The organism is Bradyrhizobium sp. USDA 10063, assembly GCF_054063735.1.
Window position 1 is genome coordinate 1,766,619 of record NZ_JBSSGP010000002.1, and the last position, 14,268, is coordinate 1,780,886.

The following is a 14,268-nucleotide window of genomic DNA, read 5'->3' on the forward strand; positions in this document are numbered from 1 at the left end:
ATTTCCTTCTCCGTCATGCCCGCGAAGGCGGGCATCCAGTAATCACCGACAATCGTATGGTACTGGATCCCCGCCTTCGCGGGGATGACCACCTGTTGCTTGGCGCGCGCCGTGCGCTATCTCGTTAGGCCACCGTAAAGAATGGCAACGGGGCGCCGTCGGTCGGCTTCCACACCACCTTCACCTTCTGGCCGATCCTGATCTTGTCCAGGTCGCAGTCGACGATATTGGTTTGCAGCGACGGGCCTTCCTTCAGCGTGACATAGGCGATCGCATACGGGCCGGTCGGCGACTTCCGCATCAGGCTGTAGGTATAGACCGTCGCCTCGCCCGAACTCTCTTCCCACACCGTCTTGTCGGAGAAGCAGAACGGGCAGATCGAGCGCGGAAAGTAGTGCGGCTCGCCGCAGGCGGTGCAACGCTTGATCAGGAACTTGCCCTGCTTGGCCGCTTCCCAGAACGGCGCGGTCTCCGGGTTGGTCACCGGCGCATTGTATTTCTTCGCTTCAGTCATCACACGCGCTCCAGAATGCAGGTCGAGGCGGCGTGGCGGACGCCAAGGAGACCGCCGGTGCCATGCGCGATCGCGAGATCGCAATTCGGCACCTGCACCTTCGGATGCGCTTCGCCGCGGAGTTGCCTGACGGCCTCGAGGATCTTGGTCATGCCGCCGCGGTTGACAGGATGGTTGCTGCAGAGCCCGCCGCCATCGGTGTTAAACGGCAATTTGCCGACGCCGGAAATCAGGTTGCCGTCGGCGACGAACTTGCCGCCCTCGCCTTTCCTGCAGAAGCCCAGGTCTTCGAGCTGCATCAGCACGGTGATGGTGAAGCTGTCGTAGATCGAGGCGTATTTGATGTCCTTTGGCGTCACGCCCGCTTCCTCGAAGGCGCGCGGGCCGGACCAGACGCCGGCGGAATAAGTGAGATCGAGATCCTTGCCGCCGCGCGGGCCCTTCATCGCCTCACCATGACCGATCAATCGCACCAGCGGCTTCTTCAGGCTCTTGGCGATCTCCTCCGTCGTGACGATCATCGCGCCGCCGCCGTCGGTGACGACGCAGCAATCCATCCGATGCAGCGGATCGGAGATCATCGGCGAGTTCAGCACGTCCTCGACGGTGACGACCTCCTTCAGCATCGCATGCGGGTTGTATTGCGCATGGTGTGAGGCTGCGACCTTGATCCAGGCGAGCTGCTCGCTGGTGGTGCCGTAATCGTGCATGTGGCGCATGGCACACATGCCATAGGCGTTATGCGTGGTAGCCCCGTAGGCGGATTCGAAATCGACCTCGGCGCCCGCAGCGCGCGGCGGCATCACCCCGGTGCGCGGCTTGCCGGCCAGCGTCACAAGCGCGATCGAGCATTTGCCGGCGGCGATGGCCTGCGCGGCATGGCCAAGATGGATCAGATAGGAACAGCCACCGGTCTCAGTGGAATCGACGTGACGCACCTTGAGGCCGAGATAATCGACCATCGGCCAGAGCCCGCCGGGCGCGTCGCCGGCCAGGAAATAGCCGTCGATATCATCCTTGGTCAGCCCCGCATCCTCGATCGCGCCTTTGGCGACCTCGGCATGGAGCTGCGCTGTGGATTTGTCGGGAGCGTGCCGGGTGGGATGCTCGTAGATGCCGGCAATGTAAGCCTTGCCTTTGATGGTCAACTCGTTCTCCGCTGGCGTTTCTTGCGCGAGCTTTTTTCTGGACCGTCAGGCAAGCCTTGGCAAGCGCGGAAATATTCCGCGCGGCGAGAGGGGCTGGTCGTCGCCACACGTACAGACCTCATCCTGAGGAGACCGCGAAGCGGTCGTCTCGAAGGATGGCCGCGGGTGCGATCCGGGCCTCATGGTTCGAGACGCGCTACGCGCTCCTCACCATGAGGGTCTGATAGTTACTCCGCTGCCATCTGGCGTGGGGCCGGCGGCGGGTTGGCTAGGTCGGCGGCGAGCTGGGCGTAGCGGGCTTTTGCGTCCTGCACGGCCTTTTCCTTCACCGGGCCGTAGCCGCGGATGCGGTCGGGCAGCGAGAGCAATTCGACTGCGGTATCGACTGTAGCCGGCGACAGGAGACCAAGCACCGTCGCGACGTCCTTCTCGTAGCCTGCGATCAGATCGCGCTCGAGCTTGCGGTCGGCGCTGTAGCCGAAGATGTCGAGCGGCGTGCCGCGCAGGAAGCGCAGCCTGGCGAGCACGCGGAAGACGTTCAGCATCCACGGACCGAAGGCGCGTTTCTTCGGGCGGCCCTGGGCGTCGACACCCTTCGCCAAAATCGGCGGCGCGAGGTTGAAGTTGAACTTGAAGTCGCCTTCGAACTGCTCGCGGAGCTGATGCTCGAACCGGCCGTCGGTAAAGAGCCGCGCGACCTCGTACTCGTCCTTGTAGGCGAGCAGCTTGGCGTAGTTGATCGCAACCGCACGCGGCAGCGCTTCGCCATAGCCGCCCTTGGTGGCGGCATCGCGCACCTGGTCGACCAGCTTGCGATAGCGTTTCGCCAACCTGCCGTTCTGATAGGCGGTGAGATGGGCGCTGCGATGAGCGATGATCTCGTCCAGCGTCATGGCATCGAGCGTCTTCGGCGCCGCAGGCTCGTCCTGGTCCTTCATCATGTCGGCCAGCCGCGCCGGATCGGCGGCGGCAAGACGGCCGAGCTGGAAGGCTTCCTTGTTCATCTTGATCGAGACACCATTGACCTCGATCGCCTGCTCGATCGACGCCGCCGACAGCGGCAACAAGCCCTTCTGATAGGCGTAGCCCATCATCATGATGTTGGTGGCGATGCTGTCGCCAAGCAGGGCCTCGGCCGGCCTGGTGAAATCGAAGAACGCGGAGTCCTGGCGCAGTGCGTTCTCCAGCACCGAGTTGACCTTGCGGACCTGGAAGTTGAAGTCGCGGTTGAGAATGAAGTCCGCGGTCGGGATCACATGGCTGTTGATGATGCCGGCCGTGCGGCTGGATTCGCAGAGCGTGATCGTGTCCTTCGACGCCGCGACCACCTCGTCCGCGGCCAGCACGAGATCGGCGGTGCCGGTGACGATGCGCGAACAGGTGACGTCGGCCGGGTGATCGGAGAGGCGGACGTGGCTGAGCACCGCCCCGCCCTTCTGCGCAAGGCCTGACATGTCGAGGATCATGCTGGCCTTGCCCTCGATATGGGCGGCCATGCCGAGCAGCGCGCCGATCGTGAGCACGCCGGTGCCGCCGACGCCGCCGACCGCGATGTTATAGGGACGCTCCAGCGACGGCCGCGTGGCGGGCTCCGGCAACTCACCGATGGCGCCGAGATCCGGCGGCGCGCGGCGGCGTAGCTTGCCGCCATCGACGGTGACGAAGGACGGGCAGAAGCCCTTGAGGCACGAATAGTCCTTGTTGCAGGTCGACTGGTTGATGGTGCGCTTGCGGCCGAACTCGGTCTCCAGCGGCTCGACCGAGATGCAGTTCGACTGCACCGAGCAGTCGCCGCAGCCCTCGCAGACGGCGGGGTTGATCAGCACGCGGCGCTGCGGATCCTCCATCAGGCCGCGCTTGCGACGGCGCCGCTTCTCGGCGGCGCAGGTCTGCACGAACACGATCGCGGACGTGCCCTTGAACTCGCGGCAGGCCTTCATGACGTTCTCGAGCTCGTCGCGATGGGCGAGCTTCACGCCGGGCGCGATCGTATCGGCCGGATAGGCATCGGGATTTTCAGAGACGAGGTAGATCTCGCGGATGCCTTCGGAGTGGAGCTGGAAGGTGATCTGCTGCGGCGACAGGTCGCCGTCATGACGCTGGCCGCCGGTCATCGCGACCGCGTCGTTGTAGAGGATCTTGTAGGTGATGTTGGCCTTGGAAGCGACCGCCTGCCGGATCGCGAGAATGCCAGAGTGGAAATAGGTGCCGTCGCCGAGATTGGCGAAGATGTGGTTCTCGTTGGTGAACGGCGCGATGCCGACCCACGGCACGCCCTCACCGCCCATATGGGTGAAGGTCTCGGTGTTGCGGTTCATCCACAGCGCCATGAAGTGGCAGCCGATGCCGGCCATGGCGCGGCTGCCTTCCGGCACCTTGGTCGAGGTGTTGTGCGGGCAGCCTGAGCAGAAATACGGGACACGTGCGATCGGAGCTGTGGCCTGCATCTGGGTCGCCTGTCGGCCATTGAACCAGTCGGCCTTGGCGCGCAGCATCTCGGCGATTTCAGGATTGAGATTGAGCCGAAGCAGGCGCTCGGTCAGCGAGCTTGCCAGCGAGGCGACGCTGAGCTCGGCGGCGAAAGTGAGGAAACGCTTGTCGTGCTCGTCCATCTTGCCGACGATGCGCGGACGGACATCGTCGCGCCAGTTGAACAGCTCCTGCTTGACCTGGTTCTCGACGATCTCGCGCCGCTCCTCGACGATGAAGATCTCCTCCAGACCGACGGCAAAGTTGCGGACGCCTTCCGGCTCCAGCGGCCAGGGCATGCCGATCTTGTAGAGCCGGATGCCGATCTTGGCCGCGATCTCCGGCGTGATGCCGAGTTCGCGCAGTGCCTGGCGGATGTCCTCATAGCTCTTGCCGGACGCCATGATGCCGTACCGCGCGTTCGGCGAATCCATGGTGATGCGATTGACCTTGTTGGCGCGGGCGAAGGCGATGGCGGCGAAGCCCTTGTAGTCCTGCAGGCGCCGGTCCTGGTCGAAGCGATCGTCCGGCCAGCGGATGTTCAGCCCGCCCGGCGGCAGCTCGAAATCCGTCGGGATCACGAACGGCGTCATCTCGTCGGTGAGGTCGATCTCGGCCGTGGTCTCGACGGTTTCCGTGATCACCTTCATGCCGACCCAGCAGCCGGAGTAGCGCGACATCGCGATGCCCAGGAGGCCCATCTCGATCATCTCGTGGATGCTGGACGGATAGAGGTAGGGCATCAGCGCCGAGATGAAGGCATGGTCGGACTGGTGCGGGACGGTCGAGGATTTGGCGCCATGATCGTCGCCGGCGAGACACAGCACGCCGCCATGCTTGGCGGAGCCCGCCGCATTGCCGTGACGGAACACGTCGCCACAGCGGTCGACGCCGGGGCCCTTGCCGTACCAGATGCCGACGACGCCGTCGTAATTGGCGCCGGGCGAGAGGTGGAGCTGCTGCGAGCCCCAGATCGCGGTGGCAGCCAGGTCCTCGTTCACGCCGGGCTGGAACTTGATGTTGTACTGCTCAAGATGACGCTTGGCCGCGAAGAGCTGCTGGTCGTAGCCGCCAAGCGGCGAGCCGCGATAGCCGGAGATGAAGCCCGCGGTCTTGAGGCCGGCGGCGCGGTCGCGGCGGATCTGGGCCATCGGCAGCCGGACCAAGGCCTGGATGCCGGTCAGGAACACATGGCCTGTGCCCTGAGTGTATTTCTGGTCGAGACTGATCGGACCCTGGTTGATTCCCATTTAAGCCCTCGTAATTCTTGGTCGCGACGACTGATTTTAGCTAGTCATCCAAGCGCTTTAGAACCAGTCTATGTCGGTTTTCGAAGGCCGCGCAGCACAATTCTGTGCTCCGGCACCCCGCGCTCGAAGTTCGCAATTTCGTGCCCGGAATGATCCGGTTTGTTTTCGCTTCGTGCGTCGCAGAGCGGTTGCGCGAAACGCCGTGAGGTGCCCCGGAAGGCCGGCAGCAGGCCTATGGGTGCCGGGACGGCGTCAGGCGTGAGGCGCGATTCTCGCTCGAGGGTTTTTGTGCAGTGCGTTCGGCAGCGCGGGCGGGAAGGATCACGGGAACATGAGGGAGCGCTGGCGAGTTGTTGTTTGGGCTAACGGAGGAAACCTAATGGCACACCAACCGAATGACCCTGACCGCAGCAATATGACCGAGGAAGAGATCCGCCATCAGGCGCGTCTCAACAGCCTGGACAACGAGTTGCAACCCGATCCGGAGCTTGCCGAGGGCCCGGCCAGCGGAGCCAAGATCGCAATGTTTGCGATTGCGATCGCGGTGGTGCTCGGCGCGGTGTTCTATGGCCTGAACAACACGTCCGTTAACAATGCCGGCACGACGCCGCCATCGCAGAGCGCGCAGAACCAGCCGGCCAACCCCGCATCTCCACCGGGCATGCCGAAGGCCAACACCGAACCCGGCACGACGACGGGCGCGGCGACCAACCGCCCGACCCCGCCGCAGCAAAATCCGACCGGCCAGGAGGTCGACCGCTCGGCCAAGCCCGATAGCAACAAGTAAGAAGTACAGACCTTCTCGCACGGCGGGCTGCGATTTGCCCGCCGTGTTTTTCGCTTGAATCGCTACTTGAACATCTTGTTGAGCTCACCACCCGGAAAGCCGTGGGCGAGTTCGTTGAAGGTCCCCTGCTCCGCCATCTCGCGTGCGGCTTTCATGAAGCCGGCCCAGGCGGCGCGTGCCAGCGAACCGCCGACGCTGATGCGGCGCACGCCGAGATCGGCGGCTTCCTGCAGCGACAGGCCGGACGCGTTCAGGAGATTGACCGGTTTGGGATGCACGGCCTTCACGACTGCGGCGATCTCTTCCCTCGTCTTGATGCCGGGCGCATAGAGGCAATCGGCGCCGGCCGCGGAATAGGCCTGCAGCCGCTCGATCACGAGATTCAGATCGTTCCGTCCCCACAGGAAGGCTTCGCAGCGACCGGTGAGCAGGACGCCGCTATCCTCGGCGTCGATCGCCTTGCGCGCGGCCCTGATGCGCTCGACCGCGAGGTCGAAATCGTAGAGCGGCTTTGCTGCATCGCCGGTCGAGTCCTCGATCGAGAGCCCCGCGACGCCCGTCCTGACGCCGCGGGTGACGTTGGTGGCGACCTTGTCCGGCTCGACGGCAAAGCCGCCTTCGAAATCGGCGTTGACGGGCAGATCGACGGCGGCGCAGAGCGCCGTCAAATGATTGACGACATCGTCGACCGTGACGCGGTTGTCGGCCTTGCCGATGGTCCAGGCAAAGCCTGCGCTGGTGGAGGCGAGCGCCTTGAAGCCGAGCTGCTGCAGCGCGCGGGCGCTACCGACGTCAAAGGGATTGGGCAGGATGAAGCAGCCGCTCTCGTGCAGCTTCTTGAACGCGGCGCGCTTCTCGGCAATCGTGACCGGCATGGTTCCTCTCCTTTGCGATGATTTAGCTAGTGCGGCTCGTGCACGACCCGGCTGTCCTTCGGCGCCTGCGCGCGATCGTTCATGCCGTAATCTCGCACCACGCTGGCGATCCGGATCCGGTAGTCCTCAAAGATGACCGCGCGGCCTTTGGCCTGCGACCTGCGGTGTTCCACCACATTACGCCAGGCCTCGACGGCGGCTTCATTGCGGAAGAACGATATCGACAGGAACTTTCCCTTCTCGGTCAGGCTCTCGAAGCGCTCCACGGAAATGAAGCCGTCAATGGTCTCCAGGATCGGCCGCAACTCGGCGGCGAGATCGAAATATTGCTGCCGAAGTTCCGGCTTCGGCCAGACCTCGAAGATCACGGCGATCATTGGCACCTCCCTCGTTGCACGAAGCGACAGCCTACAACGTAACGGGGCGCAAAAAAGTCCGCTCTTCGGCGAGGATGAACTTCTCTTCCTCGGCGAAATTGAAGTTGGCCATGCCTTCGGCGTCCGCGCGCAGCCGCGCGCGATAGGCCTCATAAGCGGCAAGGCTTTCGAACGAGATCAGCGCAAAGGCGATGTTGTTGGTACCCTCATGCGGCATGAAGTAGCCGATCAGATCGCCCCCGCATTTCGGAATGATGGTGAGCCAGCGCCTGGAATAGTCCTCGAATTGCGCGCGCTTGAACGGGTCGAGCTGGTAGCGAATGAAAACGGTGATGGTCATGACGGCCTCCTGTTGCCGTCATCGCGCGTGCCTGCGGAGAGATCCATCTCCGCGCACGCGGATGATGGACGCTGCGTCGCAAGTCTCGCAATGACGGTTCGGAGAATACCGCCTTGTCCGACACCGATGCTTCGGTTATGATCGAATTATGAAAGCAGGTCCCGACATCGCCATGGTCGCCTCCCTGGTCGGCGACCCCGCGCGCGCCAACATGCTCACCGCGCTTCTGAGCGGCCGTGCGCTTACCGCAAGCGAGCTGGCGCAGGAAGCGGGCATTACGCCGCAGACCGCGAGTTCGCATCTGGCCAAGCTCGAAACCGGCGGGCTGATCGAGCCGGAAAAACAGGGACGGCACCGCTACTACCGCCTCACCGGCTCCGACGTCGCAGGCGTGCTGGAGGGGCTTGCGGGACTGGCCGCGCGCGCCGGCCACATGCGTGTGCGCACCGGGCCGAAGGACCCCGCGCTCCGGCGCGCGCGGGTCTGCTACGACCATCTCGCCGGCGATCTCGGCGTTCAGATGCTCGACAGCATGAAGAAGCAGCGGCTGATCCGGCAGAGCAAGGACGCGATGGAGCTGACCGGAGAAGGCAAGCGCTTCATCTCGAAGGCGCTGCAGATCGATGCCGAGGCGCTCATCCATCCGCGCCGTCCCGTGTGCAAGGCCTGCCTCGACTGGAGCGAGCGGCGGCATCATCTGGCGGGTACGCTAGGCGCTGCGATCATGGAGCGATTCACCGAGCTGAAATGGGCGGCGCGCGATCCGACCCCGGGCAGCCGGGTGGTGAATTTCTCGCGAAATGGCGAAAAGCGATTTGCGGCGCTATTCGGGACCGGCGAATAACGGCGCGCTAAAGTTGCGCTGACCGGTGCCGGCATCACCATGTCACTTGCACTGGCAAGTGTCGCCGAACACGAGTTCTGGTGCCGGGATTCCTCGCTTCACGGTAATAAGTAACCGCATCGTTCACATCGCGTTCAGCCCCGGAAATTATGCTCCGCGACAAGTGATGCGGCGTTTGCGACACTCCAGCGCGGCGAATCACTGTCGCATTCGAGTGCGGCGAGAACTCAATGGGAGAAAAAGAATGAAGTATCTTCTGGCGGCGGCTGTCGTGGCTGCCGGCATGGTCGCGAGCTTCAGCTCTGCGAACGCAGCGGGCGGTTGCGGTCCCGGCTTCCACCGCGGTCCGTATGGCGGTTGCCGGCCAAACGGCCGCGTCGTCGTGGTGCGGCCTGCCCCGAGGGTCGTGGTGGCGCCTCGCGTCTGCCCCCGCGGTTTCGCCTGGCGGGCCGGCCGTTGCCGGCCTTTCTAAACTTTCGTTAGAGCGCAATCGAATGAAGCTCGGCCAACCAGATTGGCCGGGCAGAGCGGGTCAGACTGCTCAACCATGGTGGCCAAACAGTAGTGGGCAGGGACGGCGATTCGCGGTCCCTGCCCTTTTTGCGGCTACGGCTCTGAACTTACGGGCGCTTTGTGGCGGCCGCGCAAATCGGCCTCACCAACGACGCCAGTGCCGGCGGCGCCAATGATGACGGCGGTGCCAGCCCCAGTGGCGACGACGATGCCAATGGCGGCGATGCCATTGCACCTGTTCCGGCTTGAGGTGATCGACCTCGTCGCCCGTGGTGACAGCAGGATGAGCATCCGGGCTGGAAGGCCGCCGCGCGTCCTCGCTCAATGGCACCATCGGCGCGGCCTGCGCCGCGGTTGCGGCAAAGGTTGCCGCACCGGCGGCAGCGCCGAATGCAATCTTCAAAAAGTGGCGGCGTTCCATGAACATTGTCCTTTTCTTGGTTAGCACGTGATGCGGGAACAGTGTTGCCGCCGTGAGATGAATGCGCGCTGAACTGCGCGCTTGAGCTGGGCGCGACAAAAAGCGCTGAGGGCACCTTCTGTCGATTTTCCTCCACGACGATGCGACCAAAACGAATTCTCCGCGTTAACTCGAGTCGCCTCCAACTCCGCAGGAGATCGCCATGGCCGCAAAGGCACGACCGACCCCGGACGGGTTTCATACCGTGACGCCCTATCTCATCGTCGACGGCGCCGGGAAGATCATCAGCTTCCTGGAGGAGGCGCTCGGCGCCCGAAAGCATCACGAGCCGACCCTGCGGCCGGACGGCAAGATCATGCACGCGACGCTCAGGATCGGCGATTCCATGGTGATGATCGCCGATGCCTCCGAGCATGCCAAGGCGATGCCTGCCATGCTCTACCTCTACGTACCCGACGTCGATACTGCCTACCGGAACGCCATCAAGGCCGGCGCGACCTCGATCATGGAGCCGGCGGACCAGTTCTACGGCGACCGCACCGGCGGCGTGAAGGATGTCGCCGGCAATAGCTGGTTCTTCGGCACCCACATCGAGGACGTCGCGCCTGACGAACTGAAGAAGCGCGCGGCGGAGATGTTCAAGAACCAGGGCAAGGCGGCGTAAGCGCGGGCGTTACGCCGCGACCTCCTCCGCCAACACCAGCACCTCCCGCGTGCGGGTAACATCAGGCCAATCGCGGTTGAAGTCGGCAATCAGCCGCTTCATCTCCTCGCCATTAACCGCGCGCTCGAGCGAGGCCTCGTCGGCAAATTGATAAGTCGCCAGATGCTGTGACGGATCGGTCGCGCTCCAATGCCGCCATGCCTTCTGCGCCCGGAACGATTTGAGCGCATCCGGCAGATGCTCGCGCGAATACCAGGCGTCGAACGCGGCGCGTTTCGCGGGATCGGTGACGGTGGCGCGGACGATGAAGTGGGCAATGGGCATATGATCCTCTCCTGCAGCTTCTTGTGAATGGACTAGCCGGGAAGCTTTCCACCCATCGCTTTATAAAACTGGGTTAGCTGGTGTGCGAGCAACGCAGCTAGCAGATCTTCCATCTTAGAGACATCAATCCTCCCCTCACGAAAAGCCACATCTGCTGCATCGAGGGCATCAAAATACGGCTTACGATTGTCCACGATCTGGTCGGGAATCGTGGGGGTGCCAGGCAAGATCGAACCAGCGCGAACGGAAAGCACGACATACGACACGATGCGTGATGTTCGCCCATTGCCGTCTGCAAAGGGATGGATCCAATTCAGCCGCCACATGACGTAGGACGCCAAGTGAATGGGCGAACTCTCGCTCCAGTGATCGTTGACATGGTCGCACATGTCCTCGATCAATTCGGGGACCAGATGTGCACCGACGGGTTCATGCTTGCTGCCTTCTATGGCTACTCCGCCTGGACGATAGTTGCCCGCGTAGGAGCTAATTCCTGTTAGCGCCTCTCGGTGCAAACCCAGGATGAGCGAAGGCCGCAGCCGGAACGACCCACGCTCGAGAGCAGTCTGTATTGCGGCAATAGCTGCGTCATACTGGCGGAAGCCATTTCTGGTTTCCGCCGCAGCCTTTTCCTGGGGATCGCTGATTAGTTCGGGCTCGAGCGCGCGACTGTCCCGCCGATCGCGCTCTTCACCCGTCATCTCTCGTCCTTGGCCAACTTCTCAGCTTCGCGATCAACCATCTCGCGCGTAATGAGCTCATTCTCAAAATGAGTGTTGCCGTAGACGAAGCTACGCCGCTGCTCCTCCCGATGCGCAGGAGTCGGGTTGGCCGTCTTGGCCGCTTCAAGAAGCTTGTTGAGAGTCTCGGTCATGGTCGGAAATATAATCGAATCGGCCTCTCGATGCCACGTGATTTTGGATCGCCCTTGAGTGCTTCACAACGGCAAATTGTCGTGTTTCTTGACGGGGATCTCGACCTTCTTCTCCTTGAGCATCGCAAGTGCCCTTGCGATCCGCCGCCTTGTCGAATGCGGCATGATAACGTCGTCGATGTAGCCGCGCTCGGCGGCGATGAAGGGGGAGAGGAAGCGGTCTTCGTATTCCTTCGTGCGCTTGGCGATCGCGTCGGGATCGTTCATGTCGGCGCGGAAGATGATCTCGACCGCGCCCTTGGCGCCCATCACGGCGATCTGCGCGGTCGGCCAGGCATAGTTCATATCGGCGCCGATCTCCTTGGACGCCATGACGTCGAAGGCGCCGCCATAGGCCTTGCGGGTGATGATGGTGACGAGCGGCACCGTGCATTGCGAATAGGCGAACAACAGCTTCGCGCCGTGCTTGATCAGGCCGCCATATTCCTGCGCGGTGCCGGGCAGGAAGCCGGGCACGTCGACGAAGGTGACGATCGGGATGTTGAAGGCGTCACAAAAACGAACAAAGCGCGCGGCCTTGCGCGAAGCGTCGCTGTCGAGCACGCCGGCGAGCACCATCGGCTGGTTGGCGACAAAGCCCACGGTGCGGCCGGCGATGCGGCCGAAGCCGGTGACGATGTTCTTGGCGAAGGTCTCGGAGATCTCGAAGAAGTCGCCCTCGTCCACGACCTTCAGGATCAGTTCCTTCATGTCATAGGGCTTGTTCGGATTGTCCGGGATCAGCGTGTCCAGGGACATGTCGACCCGGCCGATATCGTCGAAGCTCGGCCATTCCGGCACGCCGTCGGTGTTGTTCGAGGGCAGGAAGTCGATCAGCCGGCGCATCTGCAATAGCGCGTCGACGTCGTTCTCGAACGCGCCGTCGGCGATCGAGGAGCGCGTCGCATGCACCGAGGCGCCGCCGAGTTCTTCGGCCGTGACCACCTCGTTGGTCACGGTCTTCACCACGTCCGGACCGGTCACGAACATGTAGCTCGTATTCTTCACCATGAAGATGAAGTCGGTCATGGCAGGCGAATAGACGTCACCGCCGGCGCAGGGGCCCATGATGACTGATATCTGCGGGATCACGCCGGAGGCGATGACGTTGCGGCGGAACACGTAGGAATAGCCCGCCAGCGCCGCGACGCCCTCCTGGATGCGCGCCCCGCCGGCGTCATAGAGGCCGATGATCGGCGCCCTCGCCTTCATCGCCATGTCCTGCAGCTTGGTGATCTTCAGCGCATGGGTTTCCGACAGCGAGCCGCCGAACACCGTGAAATCCTTGGCGAAGACGAAAGTCTTGCGGCCGTTGACGGTGCCCCAGCCGGTGACGACGCCGTCGCCGGGAACCTTGGTCTTCTCCATGCCGAATTCGGTCGAGCGGTGCTCGACGAACATGTCGAATTCCTCGAACGAGCCCTTGTCCAGGAGCAGCTCGATGCGCTCCCGCGCCGTCAGCTTGCCGCGGGCATGCTGCGCCTCGATGCGCTTGACGCCGCCGCCCAACTTGGCGCCGGCGCGCCGCTCTTCGAGGGTGTCGAGGATATCTTTCATTTGCTTCCGCCCGCATTAGCTAGTGATTGGCTGCTGGAACCCGCGCGGGGTTCTAACACGGCATTTTCTGAACCGGAAACCACCTTCTTGCCTCGAATCCCGGGCACGGGCGGTACTCGGATCAGCGCAGATTTGGGGAGGAAAACCATGGATAACACGACAGCCGAGCCCGGCTCGGTCACCGGCGGCGTGCGCCTATTGCTCAGGCTGGAGGGCCTGACGCTGTTTGTGGGCATGACGCTGCTGTACGGGGTCTGGGGCGGCTCGTGGTGGGTCTACGCGATCCTGTTCCTGGCGCCCGATTTGAGCTTTGCCGGTTATGCGTTCGGTCCCAAGGAGGGCGCGGTGATCTACAATGCCGCCCACAGCTACATGGCGCCCGTGTCCCTGATGACCGCCGGCTTTGCCACCGCCGAGCCGCTGGTGCTCTCGATCGCAATGATCTGGCTTGCCCATATCGGCATCGACCGCGCGCTCGGCTACGGATTGAAATACCAGGCGGGGTTCGGCTTCACCCATATGGGACGCATCGGAAAGGCGAAAGCGCCTCAGACTTGATGATCTGACGGCCGGGACGATCCCGGCCGTTCACCGTCTTCGTTCGCCGCAGCTCCCTTACTTCTCTCCCACCTTGAACGGCTCTTCCTTGCCGGGCGGCACAGTCTCTTCCGCCATGGCGAGCATCATCGCGACCATGACGTAGTTGCCGGCGACCGCGGTCAAATCGACGATCTGCTGATCGTTGAACACCTTCTTTGTCCGCGCATAGGTTTCGTCGGAGACCTTCTTGGTGGTGGTGAGCTCAGTGACGAAATCGTATACCGCGGCCTCATCCTCGGCCATGTTCGACGGTCGCTTGTTGGCTTTCAGCTCGGCGATGATGTCGCCCGACAGGCCGGCCTTGGCCGCGAGCGGTGCATGCGCGAACCATTCGACCTGCGAGCGCCATTGCCGGCCAATGATCAGGATTGCGAATTCGTTGAGTTTGGTCGGGACCGAGGTCTGCCAGCGCAGGTAATAGAACAGGTCGAACAGCCGCTGGCCGAGCACGGGGCTGCGGATCATCGGGTTGTACGGGCCGCCGATGCCGACGCTCGAGACCTTCATGATCTGCTCGCCGAGCGGGCGCTGCTTTTCGTCGAGCTGGTCCATGGTGAGCTGCGGGAAGCGCGGCTCCTTGCTGGTCGCCGGCGCTGCAAACATCGTAGCCGCGAACCAGCCGCCAGCGACGGCAAGTGTGAGCGACGAGAGCCAGACTGAAGCAGAATGCAT

At 63.2% G+C, this 14,268-nt stretch carries 17 protein-coding genes; 5 read left to right on the forward strand and 12 right to left on the reverse strand.

All coding sequences use genetic code 11. From position 1 onward, the window contains the following. Positions 1–124: 124 nt before the first annotated feature. From ACVJGD_RS10640 to ACVJGD_RS10650, 3 genes are all read right to left on the reverse strand, one after another. Positions 125–514 carry a Zn-ribbon domain-containing OB-fold protein gene (locus ACVJGD_RS10640; RefSeq protein WP_456634309.1) on the reverse strand — a complete coding sequence of 130 codons (390 nt, stop codon included), beginning with the start codon at positions 512–514 and terminating at the stop codon, positions 125–127. After that, positions 514–1,662, reverse strand: coding sequence for a thiolase domain-containing protein (locus tag ACVJGD_RS10645; protein ID WP_456634310.1), 1,149 nt, complete (start codon positions 1,660–1,662; stop codon positions 514–516). Before ACVJGD_RS10645 ends, ACVJGD_RS10640 begins: the two co-directional genes overlap by 1 nt. Before the next feature lie 227 nt (positions 1,663–1,889). After that, the gene (locus ACVJGD_RS10650; RefSeq protein WP_456634311.1) at positions 1,890–5,381 is read right to left on the reverse strand and encodes an indolepyruvate ferredoxin oxidoreductase family protein; all 3,492 of its coding nucleotides are present in this window, start codon (positions 5,379–5,381) and stop codon (positions 1,890–1,892) included. 379 nt (positions 5,382–5,760) lie between these two features. On the opposite strand from ACVJGD_RS10650, the gene ACVJGD_RS10655 reads away from it, so the two are divergent. Beyond that, positions 5,761–6,168, forward strand: coding sequence for a hypothetical protein (locus ACVJGD_RS10655; protein ID WP_456634312.1), 408 nt, complete (start codon positions 5,761–5,763; stop codon positions 6,166–6,168). Positions 6,169–6,230: 62 nt separating this feature from the next. On the opposite strand, the gene ACVJGD_RS10660 is transcribed toward ACVJGD_RS10655, so the two are convergent. Genes ACVJGD_RS10660 through ACVJGD_RS10670 form a run of 3 tightly spaced genes read right to left on the reverse strand, consistent with a single transcriptional unit; the run spans position 6,231 to position 7,760 of the window. Further along, entirely contained in the window at positions 6,231–7,043 is an 813-nt protein-coding gene (locus ACVJGD_RS10660; RefSeq protein ID WP_456634313.1) for an isocitrate lyase/PEP mutase family protein, read from the reverse strand. Positions 7,044–7,069: 26 nt separating this feature from the next. Continuing rightward, positions 7,070–7,420, reverse strand: a complete 351-nt coding sequence (locus ACVJGD_RS10665) for an antibiotic biosynthesis monooxygenase family protein (RefSeq protein WP_456634314.1) — start codon at positions 7,418–7,420, stop codon at positions 7,070–7,072. Positions 7,421–7,451: 31 nt separating this feature from the next. Then, entirely contained in the window at positions 7,452–7,760 is a 309-nt protein-coding gene (locus ACVJGD_RS10670; protein WP_456634315.1) for an NIPSNAP family protein, read from the reverse strand. A 148-nt stretch (positions 7,761–7,908) separates the two neighbouring features. On the opposite strand from ACVJGD_RS10670, the gene ACVJGD_RS10675 reads away from it, so the two are divergent. Both ACVJGD_RS10675 and ACVJGD_RS10680 read left to right on the forward strand, forming a co-directional pair. Continuing rightward, entirely contained in the window at positions 7,909–8,604 is a 696-nt protein-coding gene (locus ACVJGD_RS10675) for an ArsR/SmtB family transcription factor (RefSeq protein ID WP_456634316.1), read from the forward strand. A 244-nt stretch (positions 8,605–8,848) separates the two neighbouring features. Then, on the forward strand, positions 8,849–9,076 hold the full coding sequence (locus tag ACVJGD_RS10680) for a GCG_CRPN prefix-to-repeats domain-containing protein (RefSeq protein ID WP_456634317.1): 228 nt from the start codon (positions 8,849–8,851) through the stop codon (positions 9,074–9,076). Between the two features lie 183 nt (positions 9,077–9,259). Here the strand turns inward: ACVJGD_RS10680 and ACVJGD_RS10685 are convergent, their stop codons facing one another. Continuing rightward, positions 9,260–9,538, reverse strand: coding sequence for a twin-arginine translocation signal domain-containing protein (locus tag ACVJGD_RS10685; protein ID WP_456634318.1), 279 nt, complete (start codon positions 9,536–9,538; stop codon positions 9,260–9,262). 202 nt (positions 9,539–9,740) lie between these two features. On the opposite strand from ACVJGD_RS10685, the gene ACVJGD_RS10690 reads away from it, so the two are divergent. Then, positions 9,741–10,202 carry a VOC family protein gene (locus tag ACVJGD_RS10690; RefSeq protein ID WP_456634319.1) on the forward strand — a complete coding sequence of 154 codons (462 nt, stop codon included), beginning with the start codon at positions 9,741–9,743 and terminating at the stop codon, positions 10,200–10,202. Between the two features lie 9 nt (positions 10,203–10,211). Here ACVJGD_RS10690 and ACVJGD_RS10695 read toward each other — a convergent pair whose 3' ends face one another. From ACVJGD_RS10695 to ACVJGD_RS10710, 4 genes are all read right to left on the reverse strand, one after another. After that, entirely contained in the window at positions 10,212–10,526 is a 315-nt protein-coding gene (locus ACVJGD_RS10695; protein ID WP_456634320.1) for a hypothetical protein, read from the reverse strand. A gap of 32 nt (positions 10,527–10,558) precedes the next feature. Next, the gene (locus ACVJGD_RS10700; RefSeq protein WP_456634321.1) at positions 10,559–11,227 is read right to left on the reverse strand and encodes a Fic family protein; all 669 of its coding nucleotides are present in this window, start codon (positions 11,225–11,227) and stop codon (positions 10,559–10,561) included. Next, the gene (locus ACVJGD_RS10705) at positions 11,224–11,400 is read right to left on the reverse strand and encodes a hypothetical protein (RefSeq protein WP_456634322.1); all 177 of its coding nucleotides are present in this window, start codon (positions 11,398–11,400) and stop codon (positions 11,224–11,226) included. The genes ACVJGD_RS10700 and ACVJGD_RS10705 overlap by 4 nt, the downstream gene beginning before the upstream one ends. A 63-nt stretch (positions 11,401–11,463) precedes the next feature. After that, the gene (locus ACVJGD_RS10710) at positions 11,464–12,996 is read right to left on the reverse strand and encodes an acyl-CoA carboxylase subunit beta (RefSeq protein ID WP_456634323.1); all 1,533 of its coding nucleotides are present in this window, start codon (positions 12,994–12,996) and stop codon (positions 11,464–11,466) included. Between the two features lie 147 nt (positions 12,997–13,143). Between ACVJGD_RS10710 and ACVJGD_RS10715 the strand changes: the two genes are divergently transcribed. Then, positions 13,144–13,554, forward strand: a complete 411-nt coding sequence (locus ACVJGD_RS10715; protein ID WP_456634324.1) for a DUF4260 domain-containing protein — start codon at positions 13,144–13,146, stop codon at positions 13,552–13,554. 57 nt (positions 13,555–13,611) lie between these two features. Here the strand turns inward: ACVJGD_RS10715 and ACVJGD_RS10720 are convergent, their stop codons facing one another. Further along, positions 13,612–14,268, reverse strand: coding sequence for a carboxymuconolactone decarboxylase family protein (locus tag ACVJGD_RS10720; RefSeq protein ID WP_456634325.1), 657 nt, complete (start codon positions 14,266–14,268; stop codon positions 13,612–13,614).

Coding starts and splice junctions, on each gene's coding strand:
- ACVJGD_RS10640 (WP_456634309.1), bottom strand. CDS start 514: ATGACTGAAGCGAAGAAATACAATGCGCCGGTGACCAACCCGGAGACC.
- ACVJGD_RS10650 (WP_456634311.1), bottom strand. CDS start 5,381: ATGGGAATCAACCAGGGTCCGATCAGTCTCGACCAGAAATACACTCAG.
- ACVJGD_RS10655 (WP_456634312.1), top strand. CDS start 5,761: ATGGCACACCAACCGAATGACCCTGACCGCAGCAATATGACCGAGGAA.
- ACVJGD_RS10660 (WP_456634313.1), bottom strand. CDS start 7,043: ATGCCGGTCACGATTGCCGAGAAGCGCGCCGCGTTCAAGAAGCTGCAC.
- ACVJGD_RS10665 (WP_456634314.1), bottom strand. CDS start 7,420: ATGATCGCCGTGATCTTCGAGGTCTGGCCGAAGCCGGAACTTCGGCAG.
- ACVJGD_RS10670 (WP_456634315.1), bottom strand. CDS start 7,760: ATGACCATCACCGTTTTCATTCGCTACCAGCTCGACCCGTTCAAGCGC.
- ACVJGD_RS10675 (WP_456634316.1), top strand. CDS start 7,909: ATGAAAGCAGGTCCCGACATCGCCATGGTCGCCTCCCTGGTCGGCGAC.
- ACVJGD_RS10680 (WP_456634317.1), top strand. CDS start 8,849: ATGAAGTATCTTCTGGCGGCGGCTGTCGTGGCTGCCGGCATGGTCGCG.
- ACVJGD_RS10685 (WP_456634318.1), bottom strand. CDS start 9,538: ATGGAACGCCGCCACTTTTTGAAGATTGCATTCGGCGCTGCCGCCGGT.
- ACVJGD_RS10690 (WP_456634319.1), top strand. CDS start 9,741: ATGGCCGCAAAGGCACGACCGACCCCGGACGGGTTTCATACCGTGACG.
- ACVJGD_RS10695 (WP_456634320.1), bottom strand. CDS start 10,526: ATGCCCATTGCCCACTTCATCGTCCGCGCCACCGTCACCGATCCCGCG.
- ACVJGD_RS10700 (WP_456634321.1), bottom strand. CDS start 11,227: ATGACGGGTGAAGAGCGCGATCGGCGGGACAGTCGCGCGCTCGAGCCC.
- ACVJGD_RS10705 (WP_456634322.1), bottom strand. CDS start 11,400: ATGACCGAGACTCTCAACAAGCTTCTTGAAGCGGCCAAGACGGCCAAC.
- ACVJGD_RS10710 (WP_456634323.1), bottom strand. CDS start 12,996: ATGAAAGATATCCTCGACACCCTCGAAGAGCGGCGCGCCGGCGCCAAG.
- ACVJGD_RS10715 (WP_456634324.1), top strand. CDS start 13,144: ATGGATAACACGACAGCCGAGCCCGGCTCGGTCACCGGCGGCGTGCGC.
- ACVJGD_RS10720 (WP_456634325.1), bottom strand. CDS start 14,268: ATGCATTCTGCTTCAGTCTGGCTCTCGTCGCTCACACTTGCCGTCGCT.